Origin of the sequence: Neptunomonas japonica JAMM 1380, assembly GCF_016592555.1 — a bacterium.
Classification (GTDB): domain Bacteria; phylum Pseudomonadota; class Gammaproteobacteria; order Pseudomonadales; family Balneatricaceae; genus Neptunomonas; species Neptunomonas japonica_A.
The window spans coordinates 281799-304209 of the sequence record NZ_AP014546.1; the positions used below are offsets into that span (position 1 = coordinate 281799).

Annotated in this window: 22 protein-coding genes; 15 read left to right on the forward strand and 7 right to left on the reverse strand. The window is 44.3% G+C overall.

What is annotated here, in order from left to right; all coding sequences use genetic code 11:
- Nucleotides 1-50 precede the first annotated feature (50 nt).
- The 6 genes from NEJAP_RS01260 (at nucleotide 51) to NEJAP_RS01285 (ending at nucleotide 3901) form a co-directional block, all read left to right on the forward strand.
- Complete coding sequence (locus tag NEJAP_RS01260) at nucleotides 51-374, forward strand: hypothetical protein (RefSeq protein ID WP_201348928.1); 324 nt, start codon at nucleotides 51-53, stop codon at nucleotides 372-374.
- Complete coding sequence (locus tag NEJAP_RS01265) at nucleotides 367-1026, forward strand: Crp/Fnr family transcriptional regulator (protein ID WP_201348929.1); 660 nt, start codon at nucleotides 367-369, stop codon at nucleotides 1024-1026. The genes NEJAP_RS01260 and NEJAP_RS01265 overlap by 8 nt, the downstream gene beginning before the upstream one ends.
- A gap of 80 nt (nucleotides 1027-1106) precedes the next feature.
- Nucleotides 1107-1301: a YgaP family membrane protein gene (locus NEJAP_RS01270; protein ID WP_201348930.1), complete on the forward strand. Its 195-nt coding sequence runs from the start codon at nucleotides 1107-1109 to the stop codon at nucleotides 1299-1301.
- A gap of 260 nt (nucleotides 1302-1561) precedes the next feature.
- Nucleotides 1562-1840, forward strand: a complete 279-nt coding sequence (locus NEJAP_RS01275; RefSeq protein WP_201348931.1) for a PepSY domain-containing protein — start codon at nucleotides 1562-1564, stop codon at nucleotides 1838-1840.
- Nucleotides 1841-1855: 15 nt separating this feature from the next.
- On the forward strand, nucleotides 1856-2533 hold the full coding sequence (locus NEJAP_RS01280; protein WP_201348932.1) for a response regulator transcription factor: 678 nt from the start codon (nucleotides 1856-1858) through the stop codon (nucleotides 2531-2533).
- A 6-nt stretch (nucleotides 2534-2539) separates the two neighbouring features.
- Nucleotides 2540-3901 carry an ATP-binding protein gene (locus NEJAP_RS01285; RefSeq protein WP_201348933.1) on the forward strand — a complete coding sequence of 454 codons (1362 nt, stop codon included), beginning with the start codon at nucleotides 2540-2542 and terminating at the stop codon, nucleotides 3899-3901.
- On the opposite strand, the gene argA is transcribed toward NEJAP_RS01285, so the two are convergent.
- From argA to NEJAP_RS01305, 4 genes are all read right to left on the reverse strand, one after another.
- On the reverse strand, nucleotides 3902-5239 hold the full coding sequence (argA, locus tag NEJAP_RS01290) for an amino-acid N-acetyltransferase (RefSeq protein ID WP_419197839.1): 1338 nt from the start codon (nucleotides 5237-5239) through the stop codon (nucleotides 3902-3904).
- Entirely contained in the window at nucleotides 5232-6410 is a 1179-nt protein-coding gene (argE, locus tag NEJAP_RS01295; protein WP_201348935.1) for an acetylornithine deacetylase, read from the reverse strand. The genes argA and argE overlap by 8 nt, the downstream gene beginning before the upstream one ends.
- An 85-nt stretch (nucleotides 6411-6495) precedes the next feature.
- Nucleotides 6496-7761, reverse strand: a complete 1266-nt coding sequence (locus NEJAP_RS01300; protein ID WP_201348936.1) for an inorganic phosphate transporter — start codon at nucleotides 7759-7761, stop codon at nucleotides 6496-6498.
- A 22-nt stretch (nucleotides 7762-7783) separates the two neighbouring features.
- Complete coding sequence (locus NEJAP_RS01305) at nucleotides 7784-8464, reverse strand: TIGR00153 family protein (protein WP_201348937.1); 681 nt, start codon at nucleotides 8462-8464, stop codon at nucleotides 7784-7786.
- A gap of 231 nt (nucleotides 8465-8695) precedes the next feature.
- On the opposite strand from NEJAP_RS01305, the gene NEJAP_RS01310 reads away from it, so the two are divergent.
- Both NEJAP_RS01310 and glnE read left to right on the forward strand, forming a co-directional pair.
- Complete coding sequence (locus NEJAP_RS01310) at nucleotides 8696-9325, forward strand: inorganic triphosphatase (protein ID WP_201348938.1); 630 nt, start codon at nucleotides 8696-8698, stop codon at nucleotides 9323-9325.
- A 144-nt stretch (nucleotides 9326-9469) separates the two neighbouring features.
- Nucleotides 9470-12379, forward strand: a complete 2910-nt coding sequence (glnE, locus tag NEJAP_RS01315) for a bifunctional [glutamate--ammonia ligase]-adenylyl-L-tyrosine phosphorylase/[glutamate--ammonia-ligase] adenylyltransferase (RefSeq protein ID WP_201348939.1) — start codon at nucleotides 9470-9472, stop codon at nucleotides 12377-12379.
- A 103-nt stretch (nucleotides 12380-12482) separates the two neighbouring features.
- Here the strand turns inward: glnE and NEJAP_RS01320 are convergent, their stop codons facing one another.
- Nucleotides 12483-13478, reverse strand: coding sequence for a branched-chain amino acid aminotransferase (locus NEJAP_RS01320; RefSeq protein ID WP_201348940.1), 996 nt, complete (start codon nucleotides 13476-13478; stop codon nucleotides 12483-12485).
- A gap of 269 nt (nucleotides 13479-13747) precedes the next feature.
- On the opposite strand from NEJAP_RS01320, the gene NEJAP_RS01325 reads away from it, so the two are divergent.
- The 4 genes from NEJAP_RS01325 (at nucleotide 13748) to NEJAP_RS01340 (ending at nucleotide 17769) form a co-directional block, all read left to right on the forward strand.
- Nucleotides 13748-14641 (forward strand): mitochondrial fission ELM1 family protein, encoded by an 894-nt coding sequence (locus tag NEJAP_RS01325; protein ID WP_236591021.1) that lies wholly within the window; start codon nucleotides 13748-13750, stop codon nucleotides 14639-14641.
- A complete protein-coding gene (locus NEJAP_RS01330; RefSeq protein ID WP_201348942.1) occupies nucleotides 14638-15759 on the forward strand; it encodes a glycosyltransferase family 4 protein in 1122 nt (373 codons plus the stop codon). Before NEJAP_RS01325 ends, NEJAP_RS01330 begins: the two co-directional genes overlap by 4 nt.
- A 3-nt stretch (nucleotides 15760-15762) precedes the next feature.
- Nucleotides 15763-16371: a YrbL family protein gene (locus NEJAP_RS01335; protein WP_201348943.1), complete on the forward strand. Its 609-nt coding sequence runs from the start codon at nucleotides 15763-15765 to the stop codon at nucleotides 16369-16371.
- A 93-nt stretch (nucleotides 16372-16464) separates the two neighbouring features.
- Nucleotides 16465-17769, forward strand: a complete 1305-nt coding sequence (locus NEJAP_RS01340; protein WP_201348944.1) for an O-antigen ligase family protein — start codon at nucleotides 16465-16467, stop codon at nucleotides 17767-17769.
- Here NEJAP_RS01340 and lpxL read toward each other — a convergent pair.
- Nucleotides 17708-18640 carry an LpxL/LpxP family Kdo(2)-lipid IV(A) lauroyl/palmitoleoyl acyltransferase gene (gene lpxL / locus NEJAP_RS01345; protein WP_201348945.1) on the reverse strand — a complete coding sequence of 311 codons (933 nt, stop codon included), beginning with the start codon at nucleotides 18638-18640 and terminating at the stop codon, nucleotides 17708-17710. The genes NEJAP_RS01340 and lpxL overlap by 62 nt on opposite strands.
- Before the next feature lie 120 nt (nucleotides 18641-18760).
- On the opposite strand from lpxL, the gene msbA reads away from it, so the two are divergent.
- Nucleotides 18761-20557, forward strand: coding sequence for a lipid A export permease/ATP-binding protein MsbA (msbA, locus tag NEJAP_RS01350; RefSeq protein ID WP_201348946.1), 1797 nt, complete (start codon nucleotides 18761-18763; stop codon nucleotides 20555-20557).
- Nucleotides 20550-21824, forward strand: a complete 1275-nt coding sequence (waaA, locus tag NEJAP_RS01355; protein ID WP_201348947.1) for a lipid IV(A) 3-deoxy-D-manno-octulosonic acid transferase — start codon at nucleotides 20550-20552, stop codon at nucleotides 21822-21824. The genes msbA and waaA overlap by 8 nt, the downstream gene beginning before the upstream one ends.
- A gap of 7 nt (nucleotides 21825-21831) precedes the next feature.
- Here the strand turns inward: waaA and cyaY are convergent, their stop codons facing one another.
- Nucleotides 21832-22155 (reverse strand): iron donor protein CyaY, encoded by a 324-nt coding sequence (gene cyaY / locus NEJAP_RS01360; RefSeq protein ID WP_201348948.1) that lies wholly within the window; start codon nucleotides 22153-22155, stop codon nucleotides 21832-21834.
- 144 nt (nucleotides 22156-22299) lie between these two features.
- Between cyaY and lptM the strand changes: the two genes are divergently transcribed.
- Nucleotides 22300-22389 (forward strand): LPS translocon maturation chaperone LptM, encoded by a 90-nt coding sequence (gene lptM / locus NEJAP_RS01365; protein ID WP_201350415.1) that lies wholly within the window; start codon nucleotides 22300-22302, stop codon nucleotides 22387-22389.
- Nucleotides 22390-22411 lie beyond the last annotated feature (22 nt).

Consider the following 22411-nt stretch of genomic DNA (forward strand, 5'->3'; position numbering starts at 1 on the left):
ATGAAGAATTCACACTCTTTGATTTTAAATAAAGGCAATGGTGGGTTTAAATGGGCGGGGAAAGCTGGGATAGTTTGCTAACAATAGTAATGAAGTTGAGATTTACCATGTCCAATGGCTCCCCTAAGAAAACGCCCAGCAGTAAACAAAAAATACGTTCTGATAAGTGGCTGCAAAGATTGATGAAAGCGGGTATCCCGTTAGCTATTGTTAGCGTTGCCAGCTTGTGGTTAGGGCATTTGTTAGCTAACCCTGCTTTTGGGAAGTTGTTTATTGTGACACTACCGTTAGCATTAATAGTTGGTTTTACTTACAACATTCGTTATGTGATGTTGGCGGTACGTGAACAGCGTAAAGCGGCATCAAATGATTGATGTGTTAGATTTACTTCCTTTCGTTGACGGTTTGAACCCTGTCGAGTATCAGCGGCTTCGTAATGCTCAGCAGATCTCAATGGAGGAGGGTTCTGTTCTGTTACGCCAAGGCGATACATGTAAAGGCTTTTTAATTCTCATTGAAGGGTGTATTCGTGTTTTTGGTCGCTCAGTTCAAGGCCGAGAACTAGAAATGTATCGTATTGAAAAAATGGGGACCTGTGTTTTAACCACGTCATGTTTGCTTGCGAGTAGTGCTTATCCTGCAGAAGCCGTGGTAGAGAAAGATGCTCGAATTTTATTAATTAAGGACGAGGATTTCTCGTTTTTAATGTCTGAGTCGACAGCTTTTAGACGCTTTGTTTTTGAATCTTACTCTGAGCGCCTTAGTGGTTTGCTGATGCTGGTTCAGTCAATTGCATTTGAGCGAATTGAAGTTCGCTTGGCTCGCTATCTCTCAAAAGAAAGCCAAAAAAGCTTGGTTTTATCGATTTCCCACCAACATATAGCCGACACATTAGGCACAGCAAGAGAAGTGATCAGCCGACACTTAAAAATAATGGAGCAGCAGCATTGGCTAGCGTTATCGCGAGGGCAAATAATAATCTTAGAGCCTTCGCTAATGGAGGTGTTTTTGAAAGAGCAGTGCTGATGTGACTTTTGTCACTGTGATTAGCATCAGTTAGATGAATAATTTAGTTGAATCGAATTAATGCTGATGGAGATGCAATCATGGAAAAAAATATAGGGTCGGTAGATAAAGTTTTACGAGTTCTGGTTGGCTTAGTTTTAATAGCGCTAGTATTTGTAGGTCCGCAAACTGCTTGGGGGTGGATTGGCGTTCCGTTTATTCTTATTGCATTGTTTGGTTGGTGCCCAATTTATAAAGTTATTGGCGTTAGTTCTTGTAAGTCTTGCAGCAAGTAAGATTGATCTATATTCAATAGGCAGGTAGCCAAAGTACTCCGTTGCTTTCCTGTCTATTGGTTTAATTCTTATTAACCCATGGTTCATGCTCACTGAGTCATATTAGTTTTGCAGTAAAGTCCTGACGATTTTCACGTTAATGTTCTGATTTATTGTCTTGTTTTAGCAACGTTTTGATACAATGCTGTAGTATTTACTTTTTGTTTCTAATAATACTGCGTTCGTTATCTTTAGCAGCTAAACTCAAGAGGGTAAAAATAATGTTATATGCCCGAAATTGCTCAATGCTAAAGCGACTGCTGGGGTTGGTGGTGTTATTAGTGGTATTTGCTAGTTTAGCAAACGCTGAACCAAGTCCAGAGACTCTCGTTTTGAGTGACGCTGTTGAAGTAGCTAAAAAGGCATATGGCGGAAAAGTGGTAAAAGCAGACAAGGTTACGTTGAAGTCTGGCGTGGCATATCGTATCCGTTTGGTTAACAATGGACATGTAAAAGAGGTGCTGGTTGATGCGACCAGTGGCGTTCTGTTACACCCGTAAAATCAGGAGCATTAAATGAAACTGTTGGTGGTAGAAGATGATGCAGATTTGCGTCGTCAGCTAGTCAGTGGGCTGGAATCTAACGGATATACCGTAGAAGAAACGGCCGATGGCCAAGAAGCACTCTATCTGGGATCTGAGTTTTCTTATGATCTTGCTATTGTTGATTTGGGGCTGCCTTCATTATCTGGAGTTGAGCTGATAAAGCAATGGCGAGCGCAGGAGCGTAATTTTCCTATTCTTATCCTAACGGCTCGTAGTGATTGGCAAGACAAGGTGGAAGGTCTGGAAGCCGGTGCAGATGACTTCCTCGTAAAACCATTCCATATAGAGGAATTATTGGCTCGTTTGAATGCACTGCTGCGAAGAGCTGCAGGTCATGCCAAGCCAGTGCTGGAGTTTGGCAGTTTAAGCTTGGACACTGTAGGTCGCGTTGTCTCGTGCGACTCCAAGCCAATAAAGTTGACCAGTTATGAGTATAGAACGCTGGAATACTTAATGCTGAATGCAGGTAAAACGGTTTCGAAATCTGAATTAACAGAGCATCTGTACCATCAGGATTTTGACAGGGATAGTAATGTACTTGAAGTATTTATCAGACGTTTACGTCAAAAACTCGATCCTGAGCAAAAACTCCAGCCTATTACGACAGTACGTGGCCTTGGATACAGGTTTGATCTTCCTTCCTCTTAATATTAAATGTTGAAACTCACCGCTGGTTTAGCTTCTCGTTCATTAAAAGCGCGGTTGTTAATCGCGTCTTTTATTCTGTTACCTATGATTATTGGGGTTGCAGGATATGCACTACAGAACTCTTTTGCCTATAGCTTGCAGGCCTCTTTAGAAAAACGTTTACGCTTACAAGTTTACTTGATGATAGGTTCTGCAGAGATGCAGGATGGGAAGTTGGTCATTGGTGAAGGGCAGCAACTACGTTTGGGTAGCGATACCTACGGATATATCCATACACACCTTGGTTTGCTCCAATGGGCGTCGGCTAATACTGATGAGCTGAGCACAACAGTAAAAGGCTCTATTGTTGCTTCTAGAGTACGTATTGGCGAAACCTACTTTCTATACTTTGAAGAAGATAATCTTTATCTCTATCAGTATCCTCTTCAATGGGATGACGGTGTGATGGCTAGGCGTTATCTGTTTTCTATTGTGGAAAGTGGCGCTGAAATGACAGCGGAATTAAACGCATATCGAACCCAACTATGGGGGTGGTTGTTCGCTGTCACTGTACTCGCTTTGATGTTACAGACGTTGATTACTCGGTGGGGATTGAAGCCACTAAGCGCGTTGGTCGATGATTTACATAATATTGAACGCGGTTATTCTACCCGTCTAGAGGGGTACTACCCTGAAGAAGTGCAAGGTGTGACTGATAGCCTAAATCATTTGTTACATAGTGAGCGTAACCAGAGAGAGCGCTACCGTAATACACTTGGAGATTTGGCTCATAGCTTGAAAACTCCTCTGGCCGTTATTCGGGGTGCAGGTAACGAGCAGTTGCTTTATGAAGGGTATCGCAATGTCGTGGATGAGCAGGTCAGGCGTATGGACCAAATTGTGCAGTATCAGTTAGCACGTGCTGTTAGAAGTCAGGCAAATACTATTGCGCATGCGACTCCGCTTGCACCGATTATTAAACGTATCTCTACGGCTCTTAGCAAAGTCTATCGTGAGAAAAATGTGGATGTGAGTTTATTGTTGGATGAGACCGCACTATTCGGTGCGGACGAGCGAGATATGATGGAGCTTTTAGGCAATATGCTTGAAAATGCTTTCAAATATGGCCATTCCGCAGTTCGAATTTCCCTAATAAAAGAACCTGAATGGGTTCAGTTAAATATTGAAGATGATGGGCCAGGTGTCTCCCCTGATATGCGGCATGTTATTTTACAGCGAGGTGCTAGGGTAGATACCTCTGCAGCTCCAGGTCAGGGAATTGGTCTGACCGTCGCTGTTGATATTCTTAGCAGCTATGACGGTCAGTTAGAGGTAGGAGAGTCGTCTTTAGGCGGTGCGCGATTTAAGGTTATTTTACCTACGGGCTAATCACAGCATTTTACTAAAGACTTTTGAATTTCTCTGAAAGTTATAGCGCTCTTGTTTTTTTCCGGGCAGTGTTGCCATTTGAATTTCAGTAAACCCATTCTCGATAAACCAGTGAGCAGTTCTTGTGGTCAGCACGAATAAGGTCTCAATTTGATGCGAACGTGCTTTATCTTCAATTTCTCTTAATAGCATCTGTGCCCGATCTCCTCCTTGGTATGCTTTGGCGATAGCAACACATGCCAGTTCACCCATTTTTTCTTCTGGAAACAAGTAAAGTGCAGCACAGCCAATAATGGCACCGTCACGTTCAACCACAAAAAACTGCTCGACTTCAGCTTCTAATAAGTCTCTTGAGCGGCGCACCAATACACCTGTTTCTTCTAGAGGCTTGATAAGCTCAATAATGCCACCCACGTCTTCGATATTAGCTACACGTACTTGCTCGTAAGATTCTGGAATAATCATTGTGCCTGCACCATCGCGAGTATAAAGCTCAGAGAGTAGTGCGCCATCGTCTTTGTAACTGATTAAATGGCAGCGAGGGACACCGCCGGTACAAGCTTCTGTTGCCATTTGTAATGACTTGGATAGCTCAGTATAGGCCGTTTCAGGGTTGTCCAGCTGTGAGTGGTATTGATGTAAGAAACGCTCAGCAGTCCTTGCCAGTAGCTCGCTACGCAATACCCCGCGGCTATCAATAATGCCTTTCTCAGCGCCAAATAGGATCAGTTTATCTGCTTTTAATGCAATCGCTGTTTGTGAGGCGACTTCTTCGACTGGAAGGTTAAATATTTCTCCTGTAGGCGAGTAGCCTAAGTTAGATAGCAAGACAATATTGCCTTGGTCTAGCTGTCCGCGTATTCCTTTATGATCAATACGGCGGACTTCGCCCGTATGGCACAGGTCTACGCCTTCATAGATCCCAATAGGCCTACCGGTAATAAAATTTCCAGAGCATACGCGTATTTCGGCGCCATGCATGGGCGTGTTAACCAAGCCCATTGATAGCTTTGCTTCCACCATGCTTCTGAGTACGCCGATCTCCTCAATGACACATTGAAGTGCAGCACTATCAGTGACGCGTAGATCGTGATGTAGGCGAGTACTTAGACCATTGGCATTGAGTCGGTCTTCAATTTGTGGGCGTGCGCCATGGACCAATACCAGACGGATTCCCAAGCTATTCATTAGGGCAATATCATGGATGATATTGTTAAAATTGTTATCAGTAATTGCTTCGCCACCTAGCATCAGAACAAAGGTTTTCCCTCTGTGCGTATTGATGTAAGGCGCTGATTGGCGAAACCAATTGACGTAATGAATACTCTCGTCAGGCACCTTGATGTTCCTCGTTGGCATCTACACAGTAGCGTTGAATCATCTTGGAAAGAATATCAACAGTAGGGTTAATTTGGTCTAGTGCTAGGAATTCATCTGGCTGATGGGCTTGCTTAATGCTACCTGGGCCCATGATGATAGTTTCCATTCCCAATTCTTGCAGGAATGGCGCTTCTGTACCAAAGGCGACAGCTTGTGCGGTATATCCTGTTAATTGCTCAGCCATGTGTACCAGTGAAGCGTTTTGCTTTGTTTCAAATGACGGTATCCCTGAAAAAAGTGGTTGGCAGTCTATTGTGACGCCAAACTTGTCTTCAAGAGGGCTTACTCGTTTGCTGATGTCTTCTCGCACAAGTGATAAGTCCATGCCTGGCAGAGGGCGGACATCATATTCCAATTCGCACTGACCACAGATGCGGTTGGGGTTATCTCCTCCATGAATACACCCCAGATTCAAGGTCGGGACACTCACGCTGAAGGCGCTGTTTGTATAGTTTTGTTGGAGATGTGTACGGTACTTAATTAATTCTGATAACACAGAATGCATCGCATCTAGTGCATTTGCGCCTAAAGATGGGTCTGATGAGTGGCCCGAGTTTCCTGTAATTCGAATGCTCTCCATCATCATCCCTTTATGCATCCTGATGGGGTTCATTTCTGTCGGCTCTCCGATGATGGCGTAGCGAGCCTTTGGCTTACCTGCATCGACTAACGCTTGAGCGCCGGACATGGAGCTCTCTTCATCGGCTGTTGCTAGGATAATAAGTGGTGCAGTTAATGGTGTTTCAATAAATTGACGGGCGGCTTCTATGGCAATGGGAAAGAAGCCCTTCATATCGCAGGTGCCTAAGCCGTAAAGTCTGTTATCTCGTTCAGTCAATGCAAAAGGGCTGCTCTGCCACAGATCTTCATTGCAAGGGACCGTGTCTGTATGACCCGAAAGCACGAGGCCTCCTGGGCCTTGTCCTAATGTGGCGATCAAGTTCGCTTTTCCGGGGTTGCCAGGAACCGGCATTATTTCGGTTTTAAAGCCAAGGTTATCAAGCCATTCGGCCAATAAAGTGATCACAGAGAGGTTGCTCATATCACGGCCGGGTGTTGTTGAGCTGATAGATGGCGTTGCTATTAGTTGGCCTAGCATTTGTAAAAGGTTGGGAGTTTGTTGAGACATGAAAAAAGCCTGCACATGTTTTTAAGCTATTGTGCAGGCTTTTTTTTAGAAGGTCGAGTGTAACTGATACTGAGAAAATATCAGATCAGACAAACATACCTTTAAACATAAAGAAGAACATTATTGCTAGTAGGGCGCCTGCAGGAAGAGTAATGACCCAAGAGACGAAAATTGTGCCTACTACGCGTAAATTCAAAGCCGCTAGACCACGCGCTAAACCTACACCCAAAACAGCTCCTACGAGTGTATGAGTGGTCGAGATGGGTAGGCCTGTACCTGATGCAACGACGACTGTTGTTGCGGCAGCTAATGTGGCGGCAAACCCGCGACTCGGTGTTAACTCTGTAATGTTATTACCGACAGTGGCGATTACCTTGTGACCGTACATGACGAGTCCAGCAACGATGCCTCCGCCTCCTAGTAGCAAGATCCATACTGGCATCGCGGTTTTTTGTGCAACCTCTCCTCCAGAACCTACAACGCCAACAATGGCGGCAAGCGGTCCGACAGCATTAGCCACATCGTTTGAGCCGTGAGCAAAAGCCATAGCACAAGCGGTAAACATCATTAATACGGCGAAAACTTTCTCTACGCTAGCGAAGTGATAATCACGGTCGGCTGCAACGTCTACTTTTACTTTTCGTAACATAACAATACCGACAAACATGGTAAGTATGCCCACGCCAATAGAGATAAGTGCGCTATTGGTCCAAGATAGATCTAAACCAACATGCTTTAACCCTTTGGTAAAAGTGACCATTGAGATGATAAAGCCGACCATAAAGATATACATTGGCACGTAGCGTTTAGCATTTTTGAAAGGGTCCTCTGTGTCCAGAATTAGCTTTTGTACGCTCCTAAACAGGAAGAATGCAAAAAAGCCTGCGGTGACGGGGGAAACCACCCAGCTAGCTACAATTTTAGAGACTTTAGCCCAGTTAACAGCATCCACAGAGATGCCGACTGCAGCAAAGCCTACAATCGCTCCCACAATAGAATGGGTTGTTGATACGGGCCAGCCATAATGCGTTGCGACTAATAGCCATATACCAGCTGCCAGTAATGCTGACAGCATACCAAAGACAAGAAGTTCGGGGGTGCCAGAGAGCAACGCAGGGTCAATGATACCTTTACGAATGGTTGCTGTTACAGCACCACCGGCTAGGTATGCACCGGCGAATTCGAAAAGGATTGCGATTAAAATAGCTTGCTTTAGCGTGAGAGCTTTAGAGCCGACAGATGTGCCCATAGCGTTGGCGACATCGTTTGCACCAACACCCCATGCCATAAAGAAACCAAACACGCATGCGAGAATGATGATGATATCGCCGTATTGCGCAATAATATTCATATCTATGCCTATATGCTAAAAATTAACGAGCAAGAAGAAGCTGCAAGCGGCTTCCTACCTGTTGCGCGCGATCTGCAAGATCTCCAATCCATCGAATGACCTTGTATAAAAACATGGCATCGATAGGGTGGAGCTGTTTTTCGATAACAAATAGCTGAGAGCGAATTTCACGCTCAAATCCATCATTTATGTGCTCTAAGTCATCCAGCTCAATGAGCATGCGTTCGACAACTTCGACTTCTCGGCCACGAAAACCAGTACTAACGAGTTCGTCGAGTTCATTCAGCGATTGTAAGGCTTGCTCGGATGTTGCTAGCGCAGAGCGCACAAAATCAAGCATAAGTTCCTGGATTTCTACAGGGACTGGCATTTCTCTTCCGAGCATGATGCCGCAAATATCTTTAGCCCTATTGGCTATCTTGTCCTGCATTCGTAGCAGTTCAAGCAAGTCGGTACGCGGAACCGGAAGAAAAATATTGTTAGGTAGGTGTTGGCGAACATCCTTTTTCATAGCATCAGCTTCACCTTCAAGTACAGCAATAGTGTGCTGTATCTTTTTGGCTTCTTCCCAGTCGTCAGCTATCACAGCTTCAAAAAAAGGAAGTAACTGAACAGCACAAGCTTGTGCTTTTGCAATGTGTTCTTGCATCGGTTTGAACGGTGAACGAGCAAACATTTGCAGTATTGGGTTATTGGTGATCATGACCTCACCTGTATAGGATTTAGTTCGCGCGAAGTATACGAGGAGATGTCATTAATTTGTAGTAATAATGACATAAAAATTTAAATTTAAATGCGAGCGTATCACCGATGAGCCTAGAACAAATGTTTGAACTGCATTAGGGCTACCTGAATCTGGGGTTTAGTATATCCTTTTTGACATTAACGATGGCTTTCGAGTTAATGACGGTTAATACGTATGGAGAAACACCTCATGGCAATAGAAACGGAAAGTAAATTAACACTTCCTGCTCATTCGATCGATCGAGTTAAAACGTTATTAACCGCTAGCGGTGCGCAGCAATTAGAAAAGCAGCGGTTATTGAATTGGTATTTCGATACGCCCGGTTTGCAGCTATCAGCTGATAAAGTTGCTTTAAGGATTAGAGAGCAAGATGGCACCTATATCCAGACTTTAAAAACGAAAGGTCAGAGTGTTAATGGTTTGCACCAGCGTGCTGAATGGGAGTGGATAATAGAAAAACCAGAATTACAGCTCGGGCTATTAATGGAAACAGACTGGCCATTGGTTACACAATCAAAAGAATGGGCGAGTGATCTGCACGTTATTTTCGAAACTAATTTTGATCGCTCGATCTGGATGCTTGAGCGGTCAGGGATGCTTGTGGAAATTGCACTTGATCAAGGTGATATAAGTTATACCTCTGTGGCAGGTGATAATTATGTAGATAAAATTTGCGAATTAGAGCTAGAACTTAAAGAGGGCAGTGTTGAGCAATTGGTAGCAATAACGGCAGAATTGGTGGCTGCAATCCCAGAGTTACAACCCAGCGATATCAGTAAAGCTCAAAGGGGATACCAGCTGTATCATCAGGCTATATAGTTCTTTGTCTTACTGGCATGCGTTTAATCACTAAAGATATTGTGACGATAGCCTCTAGTAGTAGGCTTTATGATAAGAGTCATCCTTATTGTTTTATGAGTTTGTTAAGCTCGCAGTATATTTTTGTTAAAGATGGAGTTTTCTATGCAGCAGCCTGATTTATCACTTGTCCCTTCATCTTTGCATACGCTACTGAATAAACAGTGGGAGCGTTTAGCGGATGTTCTTGCAGAAAATGCTGGTTTACTGGTTGGTTCTATTACGAAAGACTTGCTTCAAGTGGTTGTGGGAAGTGATTTTGTTGTTGATCAACTGGTCAAATACCCGCAGATGTTATCTGAATTAATAGAAGACGGTGTTTTGGGTCGGGCTTATCAGAGTGATGAGTATGTCAAGCGCCTTGCTGTGACGATAGCAAAAATTGACTCAGAAGCCGCAATGATGAGCTTGCTGCGTCGCTTTCGGCAAAAAGAGATGGTCCGGCTTATATGGAGGGATTTAACGCGTAAGGCTGCTATGGTTGATACCACTAGAGAGCTAAGCTGGTTAGCAGATGCCATGATAGATGGCACGTTACGTTTACTCTATGAGCAAGGGTGTGAACGTTGGGGTACTCCTTACGGGATCTCTGCTGAGAGCAGTCAAAAAGAACAGCAAAGAATGGTTGTTCTGGGAATGGGTAAATTGGGCGCTAATGAGCTTAATTTGTCTTCGGATATTGATCTGATGTTTTGTTTTCCCATGAATGGCGAAACACAAGGCGCTCGTAAAACCTTGGCCAATCAGGACTTTTTTATACGTTTAGGGCAAAAGCTGATACAAGCTTTGGATACTCTCAATGCTGAAGGTTTTGTTTTTCGTGTAGATATGCGTTTGCGGCCTTTTGGCTCGGCTAGTCCTTTAGCCTGTAGTTTTGCCGCGATGGAGCATTACTACCAAGACCAAGGGCGCGATTGGGAACGCTACGCGATGATCAAAGCGCGTGTTGTCGCTGGAGATGTGGATAAAGGAACTGAATTATTAGCGCAACTCAGGCCTTTTGTTTATCGCAAGTATATTGATTTCAGCGCATTTGAGTCTCTACGTGAAATGAAAGAGATGATCAACCGAGAAGTCCGCCGTAAAGGTTTGGAATATAACGTCAAGCTTGGCTCAGGAGGCATCCGGGAAGTTGAATTTATTGCTCAGGCGTTTCAGTTGATACGTGGTGGTCGGGATAGCAGGTTACAGCAGCGTGAGTTACGTAATATCTTGCCGCTGTTACCTGAGTTGGTCGGGATGCCGGAGCAAGCTGTAGAAGAATTAATGGATGCCTATACCTTCTTGCGTAATGCCGAGCATGCAATCCAAGCCGTTGCCGACAAGCAAACGCAAGAGTTGCCTCGCGATGATTTAGGTCAGGCCCGCCTTGCTTTTAGTATGGGGTTTGATGAGTGGTCTTCTTTTGAGACTGCACTGACCGAGCATCGAGCTGCCGTAAGCAGGCACTTTGCTGAGGTAATTGCACCTGCACAAGAGCAAGGCGAAACAGCATCGCAACAAAAAACGGAGTGGTTGGCACTATGGAGCGAGCAGCTTTGCGAAGAAGAAGCTATTCAAGTAATTACAGATAGTGGCTTTGATGAACCGAGCCGCGCACTCAAACTATTAATGGATTTGAAAGCTTCTAGAACAGTACAAATGCTACAGCAAACGGGTGCAGACCGTTTGAAAATAGTATTACCAACCTTGCTGGATATGATTGCTCAAGCTGATAACGCTACTGTTACGCTAGCGAGGGTCCTGCAGCTCATCCAGTCAGTGCTTCGCCGTTCTGCTTATCTCGTGTTACTGGCAGAAAATCCAGCTGCTATGCAGCAGTTAGTTAAGCTGTGCTCAAGTAGTGCTTGGTTTGCTGACCAGCTAGCGAAGAAACCCGTGCTACTCGATGAGTTAATCGACCCGCGCACATTGTATTCGCCGCCTGATAAAGAGCAGTTGGGTGCAGAGCTTCGCCAACAGTTATTGAGAATACCTGAAGAGGATACCGAGCAGCTGATGGAGGCTCTAAGGTATTTTAAAAGCGCCCACTTGTTACGTGTTGCAGCTTCAGATATTACCGGTGTTCTACCTTTAATGAAGGTAAGTGATTATCTCACTTGGTTGGCTGAGGTTATTCTGGAAAGCGTCTTAGATGTTGCGTGGCGAGTCATGGTTGAAAAGCATGGCCGACCTATGAAACAGACCGGCGTTCCTTGTGAGTTAGATTTCATTGTTGTTGGTTATGGGAAGTTAGGTGGGATTGAACTTTCCTATGGATCTGACCTTGATTTGGTATTTATTCATGACAGTGATTCAAACTTATCTACTGATGGCGACAAATCAATAGCTAATTCAGTCTTCTTTACCCGCCTCGGTCAACGCATTATTCATATTCTTAATACCTTTACCGCAGGTGGCCAGCTATATGAAGTCGATATGCGACTACGTCCATCGGGTAACTCCGGTTTGTTGGTCAGCTCTCTTAAGGCATTTGAGGAGTACCAGCAAAAAGAAGCATGGACATGGGAGCATCAAGCCTTAGTGCGGGCGCGAGTGGTTGCTGGGTCCTCACGTTTAGGAGGCGAGTTTGAGCAAGTCAGGGCATCCATTTTGCAGCAGGCGCGCGAAACTGCAGAGTTGAAAACCGCCGTAGTCGAAATGCGAGAGAAGATGCGTGCTCATTTAGGAACGTCTGCGAAAGAGGCGCAGGCCAAGAGTGTTTTCAATCTGAAGCAAGACCTCGGTGGTATTGTTGATATAGAGTTTCTCGTGCAATACCAAGTGCTCGCCAATGCCCCGCGTTATCCTGAGCTATACGAGTTTACTGATAATATTCGGATATTAGATGCGGTTGAGAAAACTAAGTTGTTGCCAACTGAAGATGCAGAGGCATTACGGGAGGCTTATAAAGCTTATCGGGCTGCAGGACATCGATTAACACTGCAAGAGCAATCAAACGTCATCAGTGAAGGTGATATGAAAGATAGTCGTGCTTTGATAGCGAGAATTTGGGGTTCTGTGATGGAGTCTTAAAGAAACGCAAAAAGTGGGTAGAAAAAAGCCTGACGTAATTAACATATCGTTAATACAGTCAGGCTTTTTTATGGGCGTATGTAGCGCTAAATGTATAAGGCGCTTAAGCGCGGGTTAGCCAGCCGTGTTTATCTTCAGCTTTACCCCATTGAATATCATTCAGGGCTTGGCGTAGTTTAAGTGTGGTTACACCAACGCCGCCATTACCAACCTTGTACTCATTACCCTTATGAAGCAGGGTACCAACTGAAGTCAGTACAGCGGCTGTACCGGACAGTGCTGCTTCACACCCAGGCTTAGCTGCGCGCTCTAAGAGTTCTGTGACACTTAGTTCGCGCTCAGAAACTTTCATTCCCATGTCACGCGCTATAGTAAGAATTGAATCACGAGTTACACCGTGCAAAAAGCTCTCGTCTAATGCTTTGGTGATGATTTCATCACCATCAATCAATAAGAAGTTAGCTGCTCCCGTTTCTTGAACGTCTCCATTTGGGCAGAACAGAACTTGGTCAGCTTGGAGGTCTTGTTTTGCTTTGGTTATAGGGTGTAAAGCACTGGCATAGTTTCCGCCGCTTTTAATCATGCCCATATGAGGTGCGCAACGCATCCCATCTTCTTCTAAGAGTAGGCGTAATGTTGTATCGCCACCGGAGAAGTAATCACCTACGGGTGATAGTAAGATATATTGGCAAGATGTTTGTGTTGGCGCTGCCGCTTTACCAATAGCCGGCTCCGTACCGATATGTGTCGGACGAATATACATAGAACCCGGAGGCTCAGGAACATCACTAGCAAAGCGTGCTACGGCATCTAAAATCATTTTTTCAGTTGCGCTTGGGTTGATAGCAGGCAAGCTTAGTAAGCGGCTGCTCTGTGCAAAACGTGCAAGGTTTTGATCCATACGAAAAATATTGACGGACCCGTCGGCGTGACGAAATGCTTTTAAACCTTCAAAACAGGTGCTTGAATAGTGCAGTACATGCGCACCCGGGTGAAGCTGAAGGCTGTCGCTGGACACCATTTCAGCTGAACTCCAGTTTGTACCATCAAACCAAGAGATTGCCATTTCAGGCATAAAAACAGTACCGAACGCTGCCATGTAAACTACCCCAAAGAATCAAAAAAATAATAGATAATTAAGCTGCCGCGTTGCCAAAGTCTAGGTGTGAGATACCGCGGCGCAGTTATAGAACTTTATCACTAGATTGTAATCATCACAGCCGCAAAAGGGAATTGCTTCTGTATGCTAAAAATATAACAGCCTCCCAGTGGGTGTTTAGAGAAGACTCTTGTATTATGAGGCAAGTTTAGTGCTATTGCTGCGGCTAAGCTTCTTCATTTTATCCTAACTTGTATTGTGGAAAGCATGTGCCTGATATTTGTATTGTAAGTGATGGTAAGCCGGGGCACTTAAACCAATCATTAGGGTTGCTTGAGGCTTTACAGCGTCAGCGAGGGGATATTAGCTATAGTTTGAGTGCTCCGCAGTCTTGGTGGGCGCTCAGTTGGCTTGTGATACGTCACTTCTTTAATAGACATTCGTTACCTCACGCTAAAGTGATTATCGCTGCTGGGCATCGAACGCATTTAACGATGTTAGTTTATGGGTGGGTGTTGGGCGCAAAGAAAGTGCTTCTGATGAAACCGAGTTTACCTTTGCGCTATTTCGATTTGTGCTTAATACCTGAGCATGACCAGCCTGCAGAACAGCCTAATGTTATTGAAACATGGGGCGTGCTTAATCGAATAGTGCCTGCGCAAAAAAAAGCGGGAACCGGTTTGTTGTTAATCGGTGGGCCTTCTAAGCATTTTAGTTGGGATGAGCCGAGTGTTTTAGATCAACTGTCGTCTCTTTTATCAAAGTACCCTCAATTGGATTGGACGCTAACGACATCACGAAGAACGCCGAGTTCTTTCGTAACTCAGCTACAAACGCGTAAGTTAAATATTAAACTCATTCCCCATGAGGAAACCGGCCTTGATTGGTTACCCAGTGAGTTAGCAGTTACAGAGCATTGCTGGGTAACGGAAGATAGTGTCTCTATGGTATATGAGGCGTTAACAGCAGGATGTGATGTGGGGTTAATTACGTTAGCCAGTCATGGAGAAGGACGCTTGCATCATGGCCTTGCACGGTTACGTGCTTCTAACCGGGTTAGTTCTTTGCAACAGCCTCTTTTGTTAGATAAAAAAATTGTCTTAACGCCATTTGCCGAGGCTCAACGTTGCGCCGCGCTTATTTTAAAGAAGGGGTGGTTATGAAGGTGATACAGGTATTACCTGATTTGAATGGTGGCGGAGTTGAAAAAGGCACCTTAGAGGTCGCACAGGCGCTGGTTGAAGCTGGGCATGAGTCCGTTGTGGTCTCTGCTGGAGGCTCGATGGTGGAGCGCTTACTGTCGCTAGGCAGTCGTCATGTTTGTTGGGACCTTGGCAGAAAGTCATTAGCTACATTGAGACATATCTGGGCGGTTAGAAAGTGGTTGCGTCAAGAGAAAGCAGATATTTTGCACCTGCGATCACGCATGCCTGCTTGGATTATGTGGCTAGCGTGGAGAGGTTTGCCACTGAATGAGCGGCCGCGTTTAGTCACTACGGTACACGGCTTGTATTCAGTATCTTGGTATAGCGCCATTATGTGTAAGGGAGAGAGAGTCATTGCTGTTTCTGACACAGTTCAGCGTTATATTGCGGATAACTATCCTGCGACTGACTTGAATAAAGTTGTGCGTATTTTTAGGGGAGTAGATCATGATGAGTTCCCCTATGGCCTCTTGCCTGAGGGTCAATGGCTTGATGCATGGTATGAACAATACCCTCATACTAAAGGTCGCGTTATCCTGACATTGCCTGGGCGTTTAACGCGTCTGAAGGGGCATCATGATTTCATTGAGCTAATGGCGAGTTTGAAGCAAGCTGGGTTGAATGTGTGTGGTCTTATCGTGGGCGGTGAAGACGATAAACGAAAAAGCTATGCTGATGAGCTATATGTGAAAGTAAAAGATGCCGGGTTAGAAGGTGATATCTTTTTCACAGGGGCAAGATCAGACATTCGCCATATTTATGCAATAAGTAATGTTGTTTTTTCACTATCGAGTAAACCCGAATCCTTTGGTCGTACGGTTTTAGAATCACTACGAATTGGTACAGCGACAGTGGGCTATGATCATGGCGGTGTCGGTGAGATTTTAACTGCGTTGTTTCCTGCTGGGCTTGTAGCTAAAGGGGATATAGGTGAGTGTGCACTACGTACACAGCAGATAGTCAAAGAAAAACTTAAACCAGAGAATGCATCGTTGTTTACTCGAAAAGAGATGTTGGAAAGAACATTGGCTCTGTATTGTGATTTACTAAAACCAGCTAATAGAAAACAAATTTAGGCAATGATAACTCTTACTCAAGTACTCGCTCTAGGGCGAACACGCACTATATATCAGCACCCTAGTGCCGCTGGTTGGCTTATAAAAATTGAAAACAGACATACATTAGCAGCGGTGGGGAAGGTGAGTTTATTTCTGCGCGGTTTAATGCATCGTATGTTTCCGTTTTTTTCAGAAAATGCACGTGAACTACGAATATATAAAAAACTAGCATCTTCCCTAAAAGGCTTTATTCCTGAATATGAAGAAAGATTAGTTATTACCGATAAAGGCCTAGGCTTAGCATGCCGACAAGTGTTAGACGATAATAGTGATTTGTCAAAAAGCTTGGGCGATTATTTGAGAGATACTAAGGCCTCCCCCGAAATATTAGCACCTCAACTTGAACATTTTTTTCAAACCTTACTATTAAAAAAACTTTATTTTTTTGATTTTAACCTTAATAACTTCCTGGTTCAGGTTCATGAGGGGCAACCGACCCTTCGTTTTATTGATCTTAAAGGATATCGAAAAGACCGTTCAGTATTGCCAATAAGTTATTTGTCTTCATTTTTAGCAGAACGCAAAATGAAGCGAAGAATTGCAAGGCTATACAAACGCATTATGCTTTGATTAAGCACCGTTTTATTATCTGTACAGAGTACTTGTTAGTGAAGTTTTTAGTGCCTAAATGCACCTTCAGTTATTTGTAAGAGAGATGATTTTATGATTTCTAGCCTACGCCACAGCGGTTGGGTTGACCTGCCGATTATTTTGGTAGCGCTGACTGTTTTGTCTCAACCGTTCGGGGTGTCTTTTGAACTTTTTACTCTGATCATGGCGATATTGGGCGTCAGGTATTTAATAATTAATGATAATCACTTTAGGGGGAGTCCTGAGGTAAAGTGCTTTACGTCACTCTTCGCCTGCTTCTGGGTTCCGGCCCTGCTTTCGCTGCCTGATGCTTATATGTTTAAGAAGGGTGCTATTGATGCACTAGGTATGTTGCGTTTTTACTTTGCGGGTGTATTTGTCATTCATGCCGCTTCGTCAGTAAAAGTTCATGAGCGTCTTGCATGTGTTGTAGCTAGCATCGTTATTTTTTGGATAGTGGATGCTTGGGTTCAGTTTGTATTTTCTGCAGATATTTTTGGAATAGTGAGCTATTCGTCGAGTAGAGTTAGCGGTTTATTCGGTGATGATCCTGTCTTAGGCTGGATGTTAGTTGTTTATATGGGTATTACCGCAGCGGGAGTATATCAGTGGGTCGGTAAAGCGGGGTTCTTAATAGTGCTTCCTATACTGGTCGCTACAATTTTTATAAGTGGTAACCGAGGTGCTTGGTTAGCTGTTGCTTGGGTGTTTTTGTTTGCCGTAATTATTGCTTTTTTGTGGAGAGTGAAAGTTTCCAAAAAAATAGTGTTGGGCAGTTTTTTGGTGATGGGTGTGGTTATAGCAGGCTTGTCGACTAACGAAGGGGTAAAAGGGCGTATCACGCATACTTTTCAAGGACTCGGTACTGCTGATTATGCTTCACTAGATAGGGCTACCGCGTACCGCTTAACGTTGTGGAGCACTGCGGTTGATATGATAGAGGATAACTGGATTAACGGTGTTGGTCTTAAGAGCTTTCGTTATGCTTACCCTGACTATGCAGAGCCGGATGATGTTTATATTTTGCGCTCTCCTGAAGGAAAGCCGAAGACGGGTGCATTTCATGGTCATCAAATAGTGATCGATGCACTGGCGGGCACTGGTTTGTTTGGGTTTATTGGTTTGTTAGTGGCATTTTGGTTAGTGTTTTGGCGATTTTTTTGGCAGGCTGTCCAAACAAAACAATGGATTCCAATGGGGTATTACTGTGGGATGGTTGGAGTATTGTTCCCAATCAATACACATTTGTCATTATATAAAGCCTATTGGGCGCAAGCGTTTTGGCTACTGGCTGCCCTGTTCGTCGCATCTTTAGTTACTTATGCTCGCGAGGTGGGTGGCGATATAAAAAGTTCTTACCCTCAGGATGAGTCTTAAAACGCCGATGGACCCACATGTATTGACTAGGGTCTTTTAGAATGCCTTTTTCAAGTTCTTGGTTGATACGTGTGGCATCTTGAACATCATCGCCGCTGGGGAAGTTTTCAATGACAGGAAATAGCTCTAACTCATAACCTGAATCGTCGTGGCAGCGGTGATGAGTAAACATCAGTATTGGTGAGTCATTTAACTTGGCGAACCTGCTTGTCGCTGTGATGGTGGCTGCAGGTACATTAAAAAAGGGAGCATAAACAGAGTGTTTAGGTCCAAAATCCTGGTCTGGTGCATACCACACTACTTGATTGTTTCGTAAAGCCTTTAGTACTCCGCGCAGGTTCTTTTTCTCAATGGTTTGATCAAGATGCTTTTCACGTCCTTTCTTAATTATAATATCCATCAAAGGGTTGTTGTGCTTGCGGTACATAGCGCCTACGTTATAAAAACGAGCCAACAGTCGCCCGCCCATATCTAGTGTAGAAAAGTGCGCCCCTAATAGAATCACACCTTTGTTTTGTGAAAGCGCTTCATCTAGGTATTTTTGACCTTTTAAGCTGACAGGCATACTTAGAAATTTGTCACTTCTCCACCAACTCATGCTGGTTTCAAACATGCCTATAGCATTGTTTTGAAATATCTGACGTACTAACAGTTGCTGTTCTATCGCTGACTTTTCTGGAAAGCATAGCTGGATGTTAACTTCGGTAATGTGCCGGCGTTTTTTAAAAAGGCGGTACATCAGGTTTCCGGTACTTTTGCCCAGTATGATTTGCGTTGAGTAAGGTAAATAGCTAATCACGTATAGGATGCTGAGTCCGACCCAGGTAAGCCAGTATTTCGGACTAAAAAAATGTGTATTGTTGGTTGTCATAAAAGGTCTTTGAATAAATATATTAGACGATTGTAAGAGGCTTTTGTTGTAGCAGCAAATACTTACAAAAGATGAGTATAATGATGTCTCTTTTTGAGTATGTTTTCAGTTGAGGGTCGGATGAGTTCAAATAACACCAGCCAAGAGATAAATGACCCGCAACAGAGTGCTCAAAATAAACCACTGAAGGGCGGGTACCGACGTTTATTGGCTTACGCTAAGCCCTATTGGCCGGTTTTCTGTGTTGCCTTTGTAGGTTATGCGTTTTATGGGGCGTCACAAGCGCTGTCTGCAAAGTGGCTGGAAAGTGTTGTCGACTCAGTAGAGCAAGGGCGCTTAGATGAACGTATCTGGTTAGCGTTGGCAGTATTAGCCATTTTTGCACTACGCGGTGTGGGTACTTTTCTGGGTAATTATTGTATTAGCTATGTAGCACGTTACGTTGTGCATGGTTTGCGAACGGATCTGTTTGACCGCATGTTGGTGCTGCCTGCTCAATATTACCAACAGCACTCATCCGGCGACCTGTTAGCACAACTTACCTATAACGTTGAGCAAGTGACGGGAGCGGTGACAGACGCGGTTAAAGTCTTGATACGTGAAGGGCTTACGGTTATCGGCTTGTTTAGCTATCTGTTTTATCTTAATTGGAAATTAACGCTTATCTTCGTTGCGGCAGCACCCTTTATTGGTATTGTCGTTCGGATTGCATCTAAACGTATGCGTCGCTTAGGGCATCGTATACAGAAGTCAGTAGGTGATATTACTAACTCTGCATCAGAATCTATTCAAGGATATCAAGTCGTTAGAGTTTATGGTGGAACGAATTTTGAACGTCAGCGCTTTCATGGCGCTAGTGACCTTAACCGTCGTCAGTTTATGAAGTTGGTTGTGGCAGAATCGATCAATACCCCTGTTGTTCAGTTTTTAGTAGCAATGGCGTTGGCTGCACTGATGTATCTTGCGATGGCACCGTCAGTGATGGGCGGTATGAGTACAGGTGAATTTGTTGCCTTTATTACGGCAGCAGGAATGATTACAAAACCGCTACGTATGCTGACTGAAATAAATGTAAAAGTGCAAAAAGGTATTTCGGCTGCAGATGCTGTCTTTACTACGATGGATCAGGAATCAGAAAAAGACTTAGGGACGCTGAAAATTGGTAGAGCTGCTGGGCATTTGTTGTTTGAAAATGTTGGTTTTACCTATCCTGAGACTAGTGAAAAGGTACTTTCTAATTTCTCTCTTGATGTGCCTCATGGAACAACGGTCGCATTGGTTGGTAAATCGGGTAGTGGTAAATCAACAGTTGCGGGCCTAATTCCACGCTTTAATGATGAATGGGAAGGGCGGGTGTTACTCGATCATCAGCCATTGGAAAGCTACCAGTTGGCCTCTTTGCGTGATCAAATTGCAATCGTTAGCCAAAGTGTTGTTTTGTTTAATGGCAGCATTGCAGAAAACATTGCTTATGGTTCGATGTCTTCAGCAAGTATTGAAAAAATTCAGGCCGCTGCAGAAGCTGCGCACGTTATGGAGTTTGTTAGTCGTTTGCCTGATGGGTTGCAAACTCAGGTTGGCGAAAGTGGTGTGTTGCTATCAGGTGGGCAGCGCCAGCGTATTGCCATCGCACGCGCTATTCTAAAAGATGCACCGATTTTGATTATGGATGAAGCGACGTCTGCTTTGGACACTGAATCAGAAAGACATATTCAGGATGCGTTAGAAGGCGTCATGAAAGATAGAACTACTTTAGTTATTGCACATCGATTATCGACTATCGAAAAAGCCGATATGATCGTGGTCATGGATCAAGGGCGTATCGTCGAGCAAGGAAGCCACAGCGACTTACTAAAGAGAGAAGGTGCTTATGCGCAGCTCTATCGAATGCAATTTAGTGAATTAGCGGATGACTAATGTCCCTCGGTGTTTTTATAGCGGACTGTTTTACCTGCTTACTCCTGTTTTACTGATACGTCTGTGGTGGCGCGGGCGAAATGCACCGGGCTATCGACAGCGTTGGTGGCAGCGCTTTGGTTTTGTTCCTAATGTAGTAAGTAACCCTTTGTGGATTCATGCTGTCTCTGTAGGAGAGGCGATAGCAATTGCCCCGTTTGTTGAACGCTTACTGATAGATTACCCTGAGGTTCCTATCGTAATAACAACGATGACACCCACCGGAGCGAGCCGTGTTAACGCTATGTTTGCTGAGCGTGTCATTCATTATTATTGCCCTTATGACCTTCCTGATGCCGTTGGCCGGTTTGTTCAGAGAGTGAAGCCGCGTGGCTGCCTTATTGTAGAAACTGAACTATGGCCGAATATGATTTTAGGCTGTCAAAAAGCCGGCGTGCCTGTCATTGTGGCTAATGCTCGCTTGTCTGAGCGCTCTGCAAAAGGTTATGCAAAGGTTCGCGGCTTAGTAGAGCCAATGTTATCAGCGCTGACCTTATTGGTGACACAGCATCAAAGTGATGCCGATCGTTTTTTACAATTAGGTATGCCGGCTGAGAAAATAGATGTATCAGGCAGTATTAAATTTGATATTCAGGTAGATGAGGGTTTACGCAAACAAGGTACCCTTCTCCGCCAGCAATTAGGTAATCGTTTCACCGTTATCTTGGCGAGCAGTCATGAGGATGAAGAGACACAATTTTTAAGCAGTCTTGAGCCATTACTAGATCAGTATCCAGATATTTTAGTGATGTTAGTGCCTCGGCATCCTGAACGTTTTGAATCGGTTTACCAAAGTGCGTTGCAATATTCAGACAGGGTAGTGCGCCGTTCAACAGGCAACTCATGTAAAGCTGATGACACAACTAGAATTTATCTGGGCGATACGATGGGAGACTTGATGCTCCTTTATGCAGCGGCTGATGTTGCAGTGATGGGAGGCAGCTTTGTTAATGTCGGTGGGCATAATCCGCTAGAGCCTGCAGTACTGGGCATGCCAGTAATCATGGGGCCTTATCATTTTAATTTTACAGCGATCAGTAATGCGATGGCGCGAGCGGGCGGAATGCAGCTAGTAACTCAAATGTCTGATGTATCTAACTTGCTTGAAAAATACCAAACTACGCCTATCAAAGTGGCAGAGCATGGCGGAAATGCCTTAACGTACGCTGATTCTCAGCGAGGCGCACTTGATCACCTTTATACAAAAGTGACCAAGCGACTGATATAGTCTGTGTTTAACAATCGAACGTTAAGTTTTCACCGGTTTGGGTAACATAAGCGTGATTGAGCATCTCGACTAACGGTGTTTTTCCACTGTCACGTAGCCATTGTTGGCCATCGGCGTCATAATCGAAATGAAACCCACCATCTTTAGTAGCCAACCACAGTTGAAGTACAGGTGTTTGACGAGTGAAAATGATTTGTGTGCCGTTTTCGCACTTGATGGTGAGTACGCCACCACTAATCAGATAATCAATATCAGAGTCTGCATCATCGAGACGTTCTTCAATCTGTTGCAAGGTGTTGTCAACGAGATCGTTAAATTCAGATTCAGTCATCAGTCGGCTCTTTGTGAAGATAATTAAGTGAATGCGCAGTATATCAGCTTTTGCACGGTACTCATTAGCCGCTTTTCAAGGGTATAATTGATTAATTATTGTCTATCAAATGAGAGTTGTATTGTGAAATTTAGCTGGGCTTGGATGTTGGCAGGAGTGATCCTTTTATCCGGTTGTGGGCAAAAAGGGCCGCTATATTTACCTGAGCCAGTAAAGCAGACTGAAAATCAGTAACGCATACAATTAAATAAGTTTT